The 14774-nt window shown below is 64.2% G+C and carries 12 protein-coding genes; 1 reads left to right on the forward strand and 11 read right to left on the reverse strand.

The annotated features are described in order from the left end of the window. Positions 1 to 415: 415 nt before the first annotated feature. Positions 416 to 1624: an NnrS family protein gene (locus ABE493_RS04180; protein ID WP_346497582.1), complete on the forward strand. Its 1209-nt coding sequence runs from the start codon at positions 416 to 418 to the stop codon at positions 1622 to 1624. 56 nt (positions 1625 to 1680) lie between these two features. On the opposite strand, the gene ABE493_RS04185 is transcribed toward ABE493_RS04180, so the two are convergent. Genes ABE493_RS04185 through ABE493_RS04235 form a run of 11 tightly spaced genes read right to left on the reverse strand, consistent with a single transcriptional unit; the run spans position 1681 to position 14750 of the window. Continuing rightward, on the reverse strand, positions 1681 to 2346 hold the full coding sequence (locus ABE493_RS04185; RefSeq protein WP_346497584.1) for a sulfate/molybdate ABC transporter ATP-binding protein: 666 nt from the start codon (positions 2344 to 2346) through the stop codon (positions 1681 to 1683). After that, positions 2336 to 3019, reverse strand: a complete 684-nt coding sequence (gene modB / locus ABE493_RS04190; protein WP_346497733.1) for a molybdate ABC transporter permease subunit — start codon at positions 3017 to 3019, stop codon at positions 2336 to 2338. The genes ABE493_RS04185 and modB overlap by 11 nt, the downstream gene beginning before the upstream one ends. 2 nt (positions 3020 to 3021) lie before the next feature. Next, the gene (gene modA, locus ABE493_RS04195) at positions 3022 to 3762 is read right to left on the reverse strand and encodes a molybdate ABC transporter substrate-binding protein (RefSeq protein WP_346497586.1); all 741 of its coding nucleotides are present in this window, start codon (positions 3760 to 3762) and stop codon (positions 3022 to 3024) included. Positions 3763 to 3783: 21 nt separating this feature from the next. Next, entirely contained in the window at positions 3784 to 4560 is a 777-nt protein-coding gene (locus tag ABE493_RS04200) for a helix-turn-helix domain-containing protein (protein ID WP_346497588.1), read from the reverse strand. A 7-nt stretch (positions 4561 to 4567) separates the two neighbouring features. Further along, positions 4568 to 5779: a coproporphyrinogen III oxidase gene (locus ABE493_RS04205; protein ID WP_346497590.1), complete on the reverse strand. Its 1212-nt coding sequence runs from the start codon at positions 5777 to 5779 to the stop codon at positions 4568 to 4570. A 44-nt stretch (positions 5780 to 5823) separates the two neighbouring features. After that, positions 5824 to 7155 carry an MFS transporter gene (locus ABE493_RS04210; protein WP_346497592.1) on the reverse strand — a complete coding sequence of 444 codons (1332 nt, stop codon included), beginning with the start codon at positions 7153 to 7155 and terminating at the stop codon, positions 5824 to 5826. Between the two features lie 23 nt (positions 7156 to 7178). Further along, positions 7179 to 8069, reverse strand: a complete 891-nt coding sequence (locus tag ABE493_RS04215) for a peptidylprolyl isomerase (protein WP_346497594.1) — start codon at positions 8067 to 8069, stop codon at positions 7179 to 7181. Positions 8070 to 8072: 3 nt separating this feature from the next. Continuing rightward, positions 8073 to 8777 carry a respiratory nitrate reductase subunit gamma gene (narI, locus tag ABE493_RS04220; RefSeq protein WP_346497596.1) on the reverse strand — a complete coding sequence of 235 codons (705 nt, stop codon included), beginning with the start codon at positions 8775 to 8777 and terminating at the stop codon, positions 8073 to 8075. After that, positions 8774 to 9454, reverse strand: coding sequence for a nitrate reductase molybdenum cofactor assembly chaperone (narJ, locus tag ABE493_RS04225; RefSeq protein WP_057627037.1), 681 nt, complete (start codon positions 9452 to 9454; stop codon positions 8774 to 8776). The genes narI and narJ overlap by 4 nt, the downstream gene beginning before the upstream one ends. After that, positions 9451 to 10995: a nitrate reductase subunit beta gene (gene narH / locus ABE493_RS04230; protein ID WP_099589916.1), complete on the reverse strand. Its 1545-nt coding sequence runs from the start codon at positions 10993 to 10995 to the stop codon at positions 9451 to 9453. The genes narJ and narH overlap by 4 nt, the downstream gene beginning before the upstream one ends. After that, a complete protein-coding gene (locus ABE493_RS04235) occupies positions 10995 to 14750 on the reverse strand; it encodes a nitrate reductase subunit alpha (protein ID WP_346497599.1) in 3756 nt (1251 codons plus the stop codon). The genes narH and ABE493_RS04235 overlap by 1 nt, the downstream gene beginning before the upstream one ends. Between the last annotated feature and the right edge of the window lie 24 nt (positions 14751 to 14774).

Here is a 14774-nt window from a genome sequence, read left to right on the forward strand (position 1 = left end):
TTTTTTTGGACAAAAAAAGGCCCTCCCGGAGAATTCCGGGAGAGCCCATTTGCTCTTGTTACTCGATCTGGTTGGCACATCCGCATCGACGTTGATGCAGTTGTGCCTGGTTCGGCAAAGATATAACCGGAAAAAAAACACTGTCAAGTGCACTACGACGTAAGGATTCCACATGGCAGATCCTGCACATGACGCTGAATTGGGATAAGCCCGCGTTACACGGATAAAACACTGGATGCACGCAGCAGCCAGGCCCGTCTACAGAGCACGGTGGACGAGGATGGCCAGAACGACGGCGTTGCGCTGCAACACCGCATTTTATTTTTCCGGCAATCGCCGCCCAAGGTTCCGCGCCCTGTCACCGACGTTGACATTGATCAGCACAGCCGGCTTCCAGTGGGCGGATACTCTCGCCGTGAACACCACTCCCACACGCCTGCCCATCCTCAACGCGCCGCACCGGCTGCTGTTCTTCATCGGCGTGGCCAATCTCGGGCTGGCGATGGGCTGGTGGGCGCTGTGGCTGGGTGGGTTGCAACTGGGCAAACCCCTGCCCGCGCCCGCCTTGCCGGCGGCCTGGCTGCACGGGTTATGGATGCAGTACCTGGTGCTGCCGAGTTTCATTTTCGGTTTCCTGTTGACTGTTTTCCCACGCTGGATGGGATTGCCGGCGCTGCCGCGCTGGCAGTACGCCGGTGTTGGTGGCGGACTGTTCGGGGCGCAGCTAGCGCTGCTGGCAGCCAGCGTCGGTTGGTCAGCTGGGCTGCGGCTTGGGCTGTTGCTGGCCATCCTTGGCTGGGGCTTCGGTGTGTGGGTTCTGGGCCGCTTGCTGCTGCAGGAGCGCGGGCGCACCTGGCACGCCCTGTCGTGCTGGTCTGGCTTGCTGGTGGGTTGGCTTGGCCTGCTGGCTTTTGCCGCCGCTGCTGTTGGTGGCGATATCCGCTGGCACGCCCTCAGCGTTTCGATCGGCAGCTTTGGCTTGCTGCTGCCGGTCTACGCCAGCGTTGCCCACCGCATGTTCCCCTTCTTCGCTGGCAACGTGGTGCCGGGCTATCAGGCGTGGCGGCCACCGCAATGGCTGGCGATCCTGTGGGGGCTGTGCCTGCTGCATCTGGCCGGTGAAAACCTGCAGCAGCCCCTGGCAACGCTGCTGGCCGATACCGGTTTGCTGCTGCTGTCACTGTACACGCTGTGGCGCTGGTGGCCGCGTGGCCCCAAGCCGGCCTTGCTGGCGGTGCTGTTCTACGGGCTGGCGTGGTGGCCGCTGGCGATGCTGCTGTACCTGCTGCAGGACATCGCCGCGCTTGCCGGGCAGCCTGGCTGGCTGGAACGCGCACCGCTGCACGCCTTGGCGATTGGTCTGTTCGGGAGCCTGCTGGTGGCGATGGTCACACGCGTCACCCAAGGCCATTCGGGCCGTGCGCTGGTGATGCCGCTGGTGGCCTGGATCGCCCTGCTCGGCCTGCAGCTGGTAGCAGTACTGCGCATCCTCGCGCCGCTGCTGGACGATCCCTGGCGCTGGCACGCCGTGGCAGCTGCCGGTTGGTTGCTGGTGCTCGCGCCATGGCTGCTGCGGCTGGCGTGGATCTACTGCCGCCCGCGCGCGGATGGAAAGCCGGACTGAGCAAGCCCGTCAGCACATACCGCATGCGCTGCGTGATGCAGAAGACGCGGCGCTGCTCAGACCTGCACGCGGCCGTCGGCCAGATGCACCACCTGCTGGCCGAACATGTCCACGTCTTCCGGGTCATGACTGATCAGCAGCAGCGGGATGCCGGTCTGGTCCAACACGGTTTCCAGTTCCTGGCGCAGATGCGCGCGCAACGCGTGGTCGAGCGCCGCGAACGGCTCATCCAGCAGCAAGGCCTGCGGTTGGGTCACCAATGCCCGCGCCAAGGCGGTGCGCTGACGCTGGCCGCCGGATATCTGCGCCGGCAGGAGATCACCGATGTGATCGATGCGGAACGCCTGCAGCCATTGTTCCACCGCATCGATGCGGCGACCGCGTGGCGGATTCAACAGACCTCGCTGCAGGCCGAAGCCTACGTTCTGCCGCACCGTGAGGTGTGGGAACAAGGCGTAGTCCTGGAACACATAACCGATGCGACGGCGCTGCGGCGAAAGGTTGATGCCTGCGCCCGCGTCAAACAAGGGCTGGCCGTGCATCCGGATCACCCCGGTATCCGGCCGCAGCAGTCCGGCCACCGCCTTGAGGGTAAGACTCTTGCCGGCGCCGGACGGGCCGAACAACACCACGTTCGGCTGCGTGCAACGCAGTGCCGGCTGCAGCTGGAACTGCTGGCCAGCCGCCTGCAACTGGCGTTGGATGTCCAGCTCAAGCCACATGCCGCGCCCCTTCCTGTCGCCGCCCTACCAACCGCGCGGCGAGCAGCAGCACGCTGATGCAGACCAGCGAGGACAGCAGTACCAGGGCATTGGCGCGGCCATCGTTGCCGGCCTGCACCGCTTCGTAGATGGCGATGGACAAGGTCTGGGTGCGCCCGGGAATGCTGCCGGCGACCATGATGGTGGCGCCGAACTCACCCATCGCACGCGCGAACGCCAACAGCAGGCCGGCCAGAATGCCGCGCCATGCCAGCGGCAAGGTCACCCGGAAAAACAGCGCCCACTCGGACACCCCCAAGGTGCGCGCCGCCTGTTCCAGCTGCCCATCCACATCCTCGAACGCGGCCCGCGCCGGCTTGAACACCAAGGGGAACGAGGCCACCGCCGCCGCAATCACCGCCGCCTGCCAGGTAAACACCAGGTTGATGCCGAAGCTGCTCTCCAACCAGCGCCCGAGCGGGCCATTGCTGCCGATCAACACCAGCAGGTAATAGCCGAGCACGGTGGGCGGCAACACCATCGGCAGGGTGAACACTGTGTCCAGCAGTTCACGGCCGGGAAAGCGTCGGCGCGCCAGCAAGGCACCCAGGCCAACGCCGAGCACGAGGTTGATCGCGGTCGCCCAGCCGGCCACCTTCAGCGACAACCACAACGCGCTCCAGTCCAGATCCACCATCAGGGGCTGCCGAAACCGTGCCTGTGCAGAATGGCCTGGCCCGGCGCCGAGCGCACGAAGGCGATGAAGCGCTTGGCCTCAGCGGCATTGCGGCTGGTCTTCACCATCGCCAGCGGATAACTGATACCGCCGGCAACCGGCACCTGGAAGGCGCGCTGCACGCGATCACTCATTGCCTGCACATCGGTGGCATAGACGAAACCAGCGTCCACTTCGCCACGTGCCACGTAGTCCAGCGACTGGCGCACGTTCTGGGTGCTGATCAGCTTGGCCTGCAGCGCCGGCCACAGACCAGCCTGCTGCAGCACGCCGCGTGCATAGCGGCCTACCGGCACGCTGTCCGGGTTGCCGATGGCGACACGCTTCACGTCCGCAGCCGCCAACGCTGCCAAGTTGGCCGGCTTGCGTGCTGCGTTCGGCGGCACCACTACCCACAGGCTGTTCTGTGCGAACACATGCTGGGTGGAAGGATCGATAAGTCCCCCGGTCTGCGCCTGCGTCATCGTCGCCTGGTCGGCGGAGGCCAGCACATCGACGGGCGCGCCACGGGCGATCTGCTGCAGCAAGGTACCGGAGGCGGCGAAGTTCAAATCAACCTTCGTGCCCGGGTTGGCCTTCTCATACGCAGCGGAAATTTCACGAAAGCTCTCGGTCAGGCTGGAGGCGGCCGAGACCGTCAGCTCAGCCGCGCTGGCCGGTAGTGCGGCGGCCAGCAACAACAACGCCCACAGCTTGTTCATGCATGCATCCTCGGTTGGGCATCATTCGCTTGTGTCATCGGTGGCCGCCATCAGCGCCAAGCGCTCAGGTTGCAGCAGGATGATCTCGCGCTGCTTCACTGCGATGACTTCCTCATCGCTCAGCCGGCGCAACACCCGGCTGGCGGTTTCCGGTGCCATGCGCAGGTAGTTGGCAATCTCGGTGCGGGTCATGGTCAGGTTGAAGCGATTGGCCGAGAAGCCGCGTCGCGCATAGCGGTTGGAGATATCCAACAGGAACGCCGCCATGCGCTCCTCGGTACGGTAGTTGGCCGCCAGCAGCGCCGCCTTGCCGATCTCGGCGCTGAGCAGGCTGAACAACTTGGCCTGCAGCCCCGGCATGCGGCTGGCCAGCAGGCTGATGCGCGGAAACGAAATGCGGCATAGATGCACGGTATCCAGCGCCACTGCATTGCAGGGATAGCGCGAGCCGTGGATGGCGTTCAAACCGATGACCTCGCCGGGCAGGGCGAAACCCAGCACCTGCTCGTTGCCGAGGCTGTCGTCGACGAACGTCTTGACCATGCCGGCACGCACAGCGGCGATCGAGTCGAACGGCTCACCGGCGCGGAAGATGTAGTCGCCCGCATGGTAGGGGCCAACGTGATCGACCATCACGTGCAGCTCGTTCAGCGCAGTCTTGTCATAACCCTGCGAACTGCAGGCATCGGAAAACGCGCAGGTGGTGCAGAAATGCAGCGCGTCACCGTCGCTGGCAGCGGCCGGATTGGGTGTTGCAGAGCCCTGCGGGCCACGCGGTGGGGGGGCTGATGGCGTCATTCCGGTTTCAAGCAACTACGGCCAAGGGTCGAAAGCTTGCTGCGATCATACGCCACAGCAGCTGTCCTTCATTTTCAATCAACAGCATGTCGCCCTCACGCCGCAGCCAGCCACGCTCGATGAACATGGCCACACGTTCCCAGGCATGCGCGAAGCAGGTGTCGAAAGGCTGGGCGTTACGCCACTCAAACGCACCCATGTCCAAGGCGTGGTCGCAGGCCAGGCTTTGGACCACTTCATCGGTCATACGCTCATGCTCGGAAAGAATGAGCCCGGACGATACCCCCGGCTGCCCGGCGACGAGGCAGGCACGCCAGTGGCTTGGCTCGGGCGCGATCCGGCAGATGACATCGCCGATCTGGCTGCAGGCGCCGACACCGATACCGAGCAGGTCATGCCGCTCGCGCCGGGGCACGCCGAGCAGATCGCAATGCCGCTGGCCGTCGCCGTTGCGCACCGGCAGTGCCAGCCCGGGCCGCTGATAGTGGTCGCCACCGAGCGCCTGGTAGCCGGCCGCACGCAGCAGCCTCCAGGCCTGCAGCCAATTCGCCGGCAACGGGTACCCGGGCAGCAGCGCCGGTGACGGCAGCACGATACGCTCCGGCGCCAGCTCCAGCACCCGCTGCAAGCGCTGCAGGAACGACTCATCGGCGTAGCACGGAACCCGCAGCTGGTAATAGCAGGCGGTGAACCCGACCTGCTGGGCTTGCGCCAGCATCGCCGGGCCATCGACGCCGGCATGATCGATCACCGTCATCCGCGTGCAACCGACCTCACGCAATGCCGCAGGCTGGACCTCACTGGCCGCATCCAGGCGCACCTCGACCTGCGGCCTGGCGATGGTGCACAGCTGGTTCGGCACGGCATCCAGCAGGCGTCCCAGCAATGCCGGCGGAAGGTGTTCGACAATGCCCGGCTGCAGCACCATGGCGGCCACTTCGCGGTCGCTGGCCAGCATGTTGGCGTGCAGGCCAAGGCACACCAGCAGGGCATCCAGAATGTTCTCCGCGCGCTCCATGTCATGTGGCGGGGCGCAGAAGCCCAGCGTCAACGCACGCGGAATGAGATGTTCGTTGCTGGCCTGCAGCGCGGCGCGCCAGCCGGCTTCGGCGAAGCCGGGGCTCAGCTCCGCCGGCGCCGGGAAAAGTACGTGCGCCGGCTGCTGCAGCAATGCGACATGCAATGTGGCGTCATCCATCCCGGCGGTCTCTACTGACATGCCTGCATCCTCGCGCACGGACCGCCGGGTTTCACTGATCTGGATCAAGCGCGGCGCTGTTTCTCCGCCACACCGGCATCGATGGCTTCGGGCAGGTCGGTCTCACGGTCCAGCTGCGGGAAGTTGCGACGCTCCATGCGGCGGATGGCGAAGTGCATCCACGCCAGGGAAATGCTGACCAGCACGAACAGCAGCATGAAGCAGCTGCTCCAGATGCCAAGCGCATCGTTCAGCGCGCCGAACACGATGGGCAGGATGAAACCGCCGAGGCCACCGATCATGCCGACAACACCGCCGACCGAGCCCACATGCTGCGGGTAATAGACCGGGATGTGCTTGTATACCGCGGCCTTGCCCAGCGACATGAAGAAGCCGAGCACGAACACCAGCACGGTGAACAGGGTCACGCTGATCGCCAGATGGAAGCTGATTTCGCCATGGATGCCCTGCACGATGTAGCGGGTATCCGGATAGGCCAGGATGAAAGTACAGATGCACGACACACCCAGCGTCCAGTACATCACCCGGCGTGCGCCGATGCGGTCGGACAGCCAGCCGCCCACCACCCGGAACAGGCTGGCCGGGATCGAATAGCACGCCGCCAACATGCCCGCCGTGGCTACGTCCATGCCGTAGGCGCCAACCAGATAGTGCGGCAGCCACAGTGCCAGCGCGACGAAGCCGCCGAACACGAAGAAGTAGTACAGCGAGAAGCGCCACACCTGCAGGTTCTTCAACGGCGCCATCTGCTGGGCGAAGGACATCGGTTTGACGCCGCTGCGGCGGCGTTCTTCCAGCGACGGATCTTCCTTGCTGAACAGATAGAACAGCACGGCGGTCACCGCCAATCCCACCGCCCACAACTTGGCCACCATCATCCAGCCGGACGCCACCATCACCAGCGGGGCCAGCAGTTTGGTCACTGCCGACCCGATATTGCCGGCACCGAAGATGCCCAGTGCGGTGCCCTGCTTCTCCGCCGGGAACCACTTGGACACATAGGTGACGCCGACCGAGAAATTGCCGCCGGCAATGCCGACGAACAACGCGGCCAGCAGGAATTGCGGGTAGGTCTGTGCATAGGTCAGCAGCCAGGTCGCCACCGCGCCGCACAGCATCACCAAGGTCATCACCTTGCGGCCGCCAAACTGGTCGGACCAGATGCCGAGGAAGACGCGGATCACCGAGCCGGTCAGCACCGGGGTGGCGATCAGCAGGCCGAACTGGGTGTCGTTCAAACCCAGCTGCTCGCTGATCTGGATGCCGATGATGGCGAAGATCATCCACACCGCGAAGCACACGGTGAAGGCGAACGTGCTCAACCACAACGCACGTTGTTGTTCGCCGCTGCTGATGTTCTGTAGATTCTGGCTCATTGCCACTCCTGGGGGGTTACGTCTTACTCGGCCTGTGCTTCGATGTCTTCAAGCCCGCGCACCGGGTAGCGCTCGCGCAGCTCAAGCAGGAACTGCTGCAGGTCGCGTTGGCGCACCTGTAGTTCCAGGTAGTCACTGATCTGCGCCCGCACCTGCTCGAAGCCGAGCGCTTCGCCGGTTTCGGCCGCCACCACGTCCACTACGTGGTAGCCCCAGCGCGATTCCACCGGGAAGCCCGCCAGCCCTTGGCGCAGGCGGAACACCTGGCGGTCGAACTCCGGCGTGGTCTGGCCGCGTTGCAACCAGCCCAGCTCGCCGCCTTTGCTGCTGGATGGGCATTGCGAGTGACGCGCGGCCAGGTCGGCAAACACATGCGGCTGTTCAAGCAGCTCGGCAATCAGCTTCTCGGCCTGGGTGCGCGCCTTCAACCGGCCGGCGATATCATCGGCCGGCGCCGCCAGCAGAATGTGGCGTACGCGGATGCGGTCGGGTGCACGGAACTTTTCCGGGTTCTGCGCGAAGTAGCGTTGGCAGTCGTCCTCGCTGGGAACGCGGTCCTCCAGCGTCTGCTCGATCAACTGCTGGATGCGCGCTTCCTCGCTGGTCTCCTGGCCGGCGCCGGGTACATCGGCCAGGCCGAGCCGCTCGGCCTCCAGCCGCAGCAGCTCGCGCACCACCAGTGCACGTGCCGCATCGGCACGTGACTGCTCGGGGCGCATCGCCCGATGGAATTGCATCTCGCGGGCGATATCGGCTTCATTGATTGCCGTGTCCTGCACGTACAGGCTGCATGGCGCCGGCTGGCCGAGGCCACGGGTTCCCGCATCCTGTTCGTGATGGTGGCCGGCTTCGGACGGCACCGACTTGTCCGAGTCGATCACCGTGATCGGAAGTATGCGTGGCAGGCTGCCCATGGCTTACTCCCGCGGACCGTAGCGCAGCGTGGCCTGACGACGACGCACCACCTGGTACGGCCGCCACAGGTAACTGAGCGGCACGCTCCACACATGCACCAGACGGGTGAACGGTGCGATCAGCACCAGCGTCAGGCCGAGGAAGATGTGCGCTTTGTAGACCCAATGCACGCCTTCGACATAGTCGGCCGCGCCGGCACGGAAGGTGACGATGTGCTGCGCCCACTCGGCCAACATCACCATCACCCCGCCGTCCAGATGGCCGGCCGAGACCTTGATGCTGTACAGGCCAAGACAGAGCTGGGCGAACAGCAGCACCAGCACCAGCGTGTCGCCAAAGCTGCCGATGGCGCGGACCCGTGCATTGGTCAGCCGCCGCACCAGCAAAATGGTGATGCCGACGAAGCACAGCGCGCCGAAGAAGCCACCGACCACCATCGCCAGCAACTGCTTCTGCGAGGAGGTGATGAAGGGCTCATACAACGCATGCGGGGTCAGCAGGCCGACAAAATGGCCACCGAGGATGGCGATGATGCCGATGTGGAAGCAATTGCTGCCAATGCGCATGCCGCGATCCGACAGCAACTGGGTGGAGCCGGTACGCCAGCTGTACATGGCCTTGTCATAACGCGCCCAGCTGCCGATCAATAGCACCGCCACCGCGATGTAGGGATAGAACTGGAAGGCGAACTGATTGAGGTAATTCATGGCTGGATCTCCCGCGGCTGCGCGCGTGCCGGTGAACGATGGGGTGGATCGCAATCCTGCGAAGGCGCATCGGTGCCGAAGCGCACCGCCTCTTCCTCCCACAGGCTGTCCATGGCTTCGACGGTGTCATCGCGCACTTCCTCGCTTGCCCGTTGCCGCAGCACCGCCAGGTTGACCTTGCCTTCGCCGGCCTCGACCAGGATTTCCAGCAACACCGCATGCGGCAGCTGCCGCTCTGCCGCACGCGCGGCGAGCATGCCGGCGATGTGGCCGATGTGGTGCAGCCAGTCCTTGGCCTCGGCCTGCGGCCGGTGCGAGAGGTATTCCAGCAACAGCGGCAGATAGTCCGGCAGTTCGCGCGCATCCAGCTCGAAACCGTTCTTGCGATAGGCGTCGATCAGGTCGACCATGGCCTGACCACGGTCGCGCGACTCGCCATGGATGTGTTCGAACACCAGCAGGCTCATCGAGCGGCCACGGTCGAAGGTGGATAACCAGCGGTCCTGCGCATCCAGCGGATCACTGGCCAGCAGCTCGCGTACGAAGGCCTGCAACTGCCCGCGACGGGCCGGCGACAGCGCCGGATCGTCGCAGGCCTCAAGCAGCTCCTCGCCATGCTGCCAAAGCTCGTCACGCGGGTAATCCAGCAATACACCAATCAGCTTGAGCACACTCATTTCGTCACCTCGTGCCGGTGCTGGCGATTTGGATGCACCGCAAAGGTGGTGTTCTTGCGCTGGCTGAACAGGTCGGCCGGGCTGTCACCGTTGCAGCCATTGCCGAAGGTGAAGCCGCAACCGCCACGTTCGCCGAAGGCGTCGTTGGCGTACTCGCGGTGCGCGCTGGGTATCACGAAGCGGTCCTCGTAGTTGGCGATGGCCAGGTAGCGGTACATCTCTTCGACCTGCGCCGGGGTCAAACCAACCTGCTCAAGCACGCGCATGTCTTCCACGCCATCGACGTTCTTGCCGCGCCGCCAGGCACGCATTGCCATCAAGCGTTCCAGCGCCCGCACCACCGGCGCTTCGTCACCCGCCGTCAACAGGTTGGCCAGGTAACGCACCGGAATACGCAGCGAAGCGATATCCGGCAGCTCGCCGCTCATGCCGACGTGGCCACGCTCGGCCGCCGACTGGATCGGCGACAACGGCGGTACGTACCAGACCATCGGCAAGGTGCGGTATTCCGGGTGCAACGGCAGTGCCAGCTTCCAGTCGATGGCCATCTTGTAGACCGGCGACTGCTTGGCCGATTCCAGCCAGCTGTCGGGGATGCCTTCGGCACGCGCGGCTTCGATCACCGCCGGGTCGAACGGATCCAGGAAGATGTCCAGGTGGGCCTGGTACAGGTCCTTCTCCGCCGCCACCGATGCGGCCTCGGCAATGCGGTCGGCGTCGTACAGCATCACCCCGAGGTAGCGGATGCGGCCCACGCAGGTTTCCGAACACACGGTGGGCTCGCCCATCTCGATGCGCGGGTAGCAGAAGATGCACTTCTCGGATTTGCCGCTTTTCCAGTTGTAATAGATTTTCTTGTATGGGCAGGCCGACACGCACATGCGCCAGCCACGGCACTTGTCCTGGTCGATCAGCACGATGCCGTCTTCCTCGCGCTTGTAGATCGCACCGGATGGGCAGGCTGACACGCAGGCCGGATTGAGGCAGTGCTCGCACAGGCGCGGCAGGTACATCATGAAGGTCTTCTCGAAGGCGCCGTAGATTTCCTTCTGCACCTTGTCGAAGTTGTAGTCACGCGAGCGCTTGGAGAACTCGGTACCGAGGATTTCCTCCCAGTTCGGGCCCCACTCGATCTTTTCCATGCGCTGCCCGGTCAGCAGCGAGCGCGGCCGTGCGGTCGGCTGATGCTTCAGCTCGGGCGCGTCGTGCAGGTGCTGGTAGTCGAAATCGAACGGCTCGTAGTAGTCGTCGATCTGCGGCAGGTCGGGGTTGGAGAAGATCTTGGCAAGCATGCGCCAGCGGCCACCGGCACGCGGCACCAGCTTGCCGGCGCTGGTGCGCACCCAGCCGCCGTTCCACTTGTCCTGGTTCTCCCATTCCTTGGGGTAGCCGATACCGGGCTTGGTTTCAACGTTGTTGAACCAGGCGTATTCCACGCCTTCGCGCGAGGTCCACACGTTCTTGCAGGTGATCGAGCAGGTGTGGCAGCCGATGCACTTGTCCAGGTTCAATACCATCGCAATCTGGGCACGTACTTTCATCACACCACCTCCCGTGCTGCGCCCGAGGCATTCGAGTTGGATTGCTCGTCATCCAGCCAATCGATCTTGTCCATCTTGCGCACGATCACGAACTCATCGCGGTTGGTACCGCAGGTACCGTAGTAGTTGAAGCCCCATGCCAGCTGCGCGTAGCCGCCGATCATGTGGGTGGGCTTGAGCACGATGCGGGTCACCGAGTTGTGGATGCCGCCACGGGTGCCGGAAATCTCCGACCCCGGCACGTTGATGATGCGTTCCTGGGCGTGGTACATCATCGCCATGCCCGACATCACCCGTTGACTGACCACCGCACGCGCGGCAATCGCACCGTTGACGTTGAACAGCTCGATCCAGTCGTTGTCCTCGATGCCGGCACTGCGCGCGTCGTCCTCGCTCAGCCACACGATCGGTCCACCACGCGACAGTGTCTGCATGATCAGGTTGTCGCTATAGGTGCTGTGGATGCCCCACTTCTGGTGTGGGGTGATCCAGTTCAGCACTATCTCCTTGTTGCCGTTGGAGCGCTTGTTGAGCAGCGGCTCCACCGTGCGGGTGTTGACCGGCGGCCGGTAGCTCATGAAGGCCTCACCGAAGTCGATCATCCACTCGTGGTCCTGGTAGAACTGCTGGCGGCCGGTGATCGTGCGCCACGGAATCAGCTCGTGCACATTGGTGTAGCCGGCGTTGTAGCTGACGTTGTCGTCTTCCAGCCCGGACCAGATGGGCGAGGAAATGATCTTGCGCGGCTGTGCCTGGATGTCACGGAAGCGGATTGCCTCATGTTCCTTGCCCAGCGCCAGATGCGCGTGCTCGCGGCCGGTGAAGGTGCTCAGCGATTCCCAGGCCTTGACCGCGACATGGCCGTTGGTTTCCGGGGCCAGATGCAGCACCACTTCGCAGGCATCAATCGCTGTGTCGATGGATGGTCGGCCCTTGCTGATGCCTTCCTCCAGCACGGTGTGGTTGAGCTTGCCGAGGAATTCAACCTCGTGCTTGGTATCCCAGCTCATGCCCTTGCCGCCATTACCGAGCTTGTCGAGCAATGGACCGAGCGAGGTGAACTTGCGGTAGAGATTCGGGTAGTCGCGCTCGACCACGGTCATGCTCGGCATGGTCTTGCCGGGGATGGCCTCGCACTCGCCCTTCTTCCAGTCGGCCACACCGAACGGCATGCCCAGCTCGTTGGGCGTGTCGTGCAGGGTCGGCACCAGCACCAAGTCCTTTTCAACACCGAGCACGCCCGGTGCCATGTCGCTCAGCGTGCGTGCAACGCCCTTGAAGATGTCCCAGTCGCTGCGTGATTCCCAGGCCGGATCCACTGCCTTGGACAGCGGATGGATGAAGGGATGCATGTCGGAGGTGTTGAGGTCGTCCTTCTCGTACCAGGTGGCGGTCGGCAGCACGATGTCCGAATACAGCGCAGTGGTGCACATGCGGAAATCCAACGTGACCAGCAGGTCGAGCTTGCCTTCCGGCGCCTCGTCATGCCACTTCACGTCCTCGGGCTTGACCGCGCCCATCTCGCCCAGGTCCTTGCCCTGCAGGCCGTGACGGGTGCCGAGCAGATGCCGCAGCATGTACTCATGGCCCTTGCCGGAGGAACCAAGCAGGTTGGAGCGCCAGATGAACATCATGCGCGGGTGGTTCTGCGCGGCATCAGGATCGGCGAAGGCAAAGTCCAGCGAGCCGTCCTTGAACTTGGACAGCGCGTAATCGGCCGGAGCGATGCCGGCCTGTTCGGCCTCGCGCACCAGCTGCAGCGGGTTGCGGTCCAGCTGCGGTGCACTCGGCAACCAGCCCATGCGCACCGCGCGCAGGTTGAGGTCGGCCAGGCTGCCGCTGTACTTGGATGCATCCGCCAGCGGTGACAACAGTTCGTCCACCTGCAGCTTTTCGTAACGCCACTGCCCGGTGTTGAAGTAGAAGAACGAGGTGCCGTTCATCTGGCGCGGCGGACGGCTCCAATCCAGGCCAAACGCCAGCGGCTGCCAGCCGGTCTGCGGACGCAGTTTTTCCTGCCCCACGTAATGCGCCCAGCCACCGCCGGTCTGGCCCACGCAGCCGCACATGACCAGCATGTTGATCAGGCCACGGTAGTTCATGTCGTTGTGGAACCAGTGGTTCATGCCGGCGCCGACGATGATCATGCTGCGACCATGGGTTTTGTCGGCAGTGCGGGCGAACTCGCGGGCGATCTCGATCACCTCGGCGCGTGACACGCCGGTGATGCGCTCCTGCCAGGCCGGCGTACCCGGCACATTTTCGTCGAAGCTCTTGGCGACGTTGACGCCGCCGAAGCCGCGATCAACGCCGTACTGCGCCAGCAACAAGTCATACACCGTCGCCACCAGTGCTTCGCCACCATCGGCCAGCGGCAGGCGGCGCAGCGGGATGTTGCGCTCAAGCACTTCTTCGGCCGGCGCAGCGGTCCAGCCGTCGCTCTCAATGCCACCGAAGTACGGGAAGCTCACTGCTTCGATACCGTCGTGGATATCGGCAAGGCTCAGCCGCAGGCGGGTTTCATGGCCATCACTGGCCTTCTCCTCGATGTTCCACTTGCCCTTCTCGCCCCAGCGGAAGCCGACCGAGCCGTTCGGCACGGTGATGTCGCCGCTGTTCTCGTCGAATGCCAGCGTCTTCCATTCGGGGTTGTTGCTCTCGCCCAGCCCGCCCAACTCACTTGCGCGCAGGAAGTGGCCCGGCACCAGGCGGCCGTCGGCGCGTCGCTCCACGCGCACCAGCATCGGCATGTCCGAGTACTTGCGGCAGTAGTCCTGGAAGTACTGCGAGGGCGTATCGACGTGGAACTCGCGCAGGATCACGTGGCCGAAGGCGAACGCCAGCGCGGCGTCAGTGCCCTGCTTGGGGTGCAGCCAATGGTCGGTGAGCTTGGCCAGCTCGGAATAGTCGGGGCAGATCGACACCGTCTTGGTGCCGTTGTAGCGCGCCTCGGTGAAGAAGTGCGCGTCGGGCGTGCGCGTCTGCGGCACATTCGAGCCCCAGGCGATGATGTAGCGGCTGTTGTACCAATCAGCCGATTCGGGCACGTCGGTCTGCTCGCCCCACACCTGCGGCGAGGCCGGCGGCAGATCGCAGTACCAATCGTAGAAGGAAAGACAGGCACCACCGAGCAGCGACAGGTAGCGCGCACCGGCCGCGTAGGACACCATCGACATCGCCGGAATCGGCGAGAAACCGACGATGCGGTCCGGGCCGAACTCCTTGGTGGTGTAAAGGTTGGAGGCTGCGATGATCTCGTTGGCCTCGTCCCAGTTCAATCGAACGAATCCGCCCATGCCGCGACGACGTTTGTACTCGCGCGACTTGGCCGGGTCCTGCACGATGCTGCCCCAGGCCTCGACCGGTGACATGGTCTTGCGTGCCTGCCGCCACATGCGCAGCAAGGTGCCGCGGATCAGCGGATATTTCAGCCGGTTGGCGCTGTACAGGTACCAGGAATAGCTGGCACCACGCGGGCAGCCGCGCGGTTCGTGATTGGGCAGGTCCGGGCGGGTGCGCGGGTAGTCGGTCTGCTGGGTTTCCCAGGTGACCAGGCCATTCTTGACGTAGATCTTCCAGCTGCACGAGCCGGTGCAGTTCACGCCGTGGGTGGAGCGCACGATCTTGTCGTACTGCCAACGGGCGCGATAACTGTTTTCCCAGTCCCGCCCTTCGCTCTTGCTGAACCCATGGCCGTCGGCGAAGGGTTGTGGATCACGCTTGAAGAACTGCAAGCGATCAAGGAAATAGCTCATGGTGAATCTCCGTTCGCAAACTGC

Source organism: Stenotrophomonas terrae, from assembly GCF_039674165.1.
Classification (GTDB): Bacteria; Pseudomonadota; Gammaproteobacteria; order Xanthomonadales; family Xanthomonadaceae; genus Stenotrophomonas; species Stenotrophomonas terrae_A.

Coding starts and splice junctions, on each gene's coding strand:
- ABE493_RS04185 (WP_346497584.1), bottom strand. CDS start 2,346: ATGTGGCTTGAGCTGGACATCCAACGCCAGTTGCAGGCGGCTGGCCAG.
- modA (WP_346497586.1), bottom strand. CDS start 3,762: ATGAACAAGCTGTGGGCGTTGTTGTTGCTGGCCGCCGCACTACCGGCC.
- ABE493_RS04200 (WP_346497588.1), bottom strand. CDS start 4,560: ATGACGCCATCAGCCCCCCCACCGCGTGGCCCGCAGGGCTCTGCAACA.
- ABE493_RS04205 (WP_346497590.1), bottom strand. CDS start 5,779: ATGTCAGTAGAGACCGCCGGGATGGATGACGCCACATTGCATGTCGCA.
- ABE493_RS04210 (WP_346497592.1), bottom strand. CDS start 7,155: ATGAGCCAGAATCTACAGAACATCAGCAGCGGCGAACAACAACGTGCG.
- ABE493_RS04215 (WP_346497594.1), bottom strand. CDS start 8,069: ATGGGCAGCCTGCCACGCATACTTCCGATCACGGTGATCGACTCGGAC.
- narI (WP_346497596.1), bottom strand. CDS start 8,777: ATGAATTACCTCAATCAGTTCGCCTTCCAGTTCTATCCCTACATCGCG.
- narJ (WP_057627037.1), bottom strand. CDS start 9,454: ATGAGTGTGCTCAAGCTGATTGGTGTATTGCTGGATTACCCGCGTGAC.
- narH (WP_099589916.1), bottom strand. CDS start 10,995: ATGAAAGTACGTGCCCAGATTGCGATGGTATTGAACCTGGACAAGTGC.
- ABE493_RS04235 (WP_346497599.1), bottom strand. CDS start 14,750: ATGAGCTATTTCCTTGATCGCTTGCAGTTCTTCAAGCGTGATCCACAA.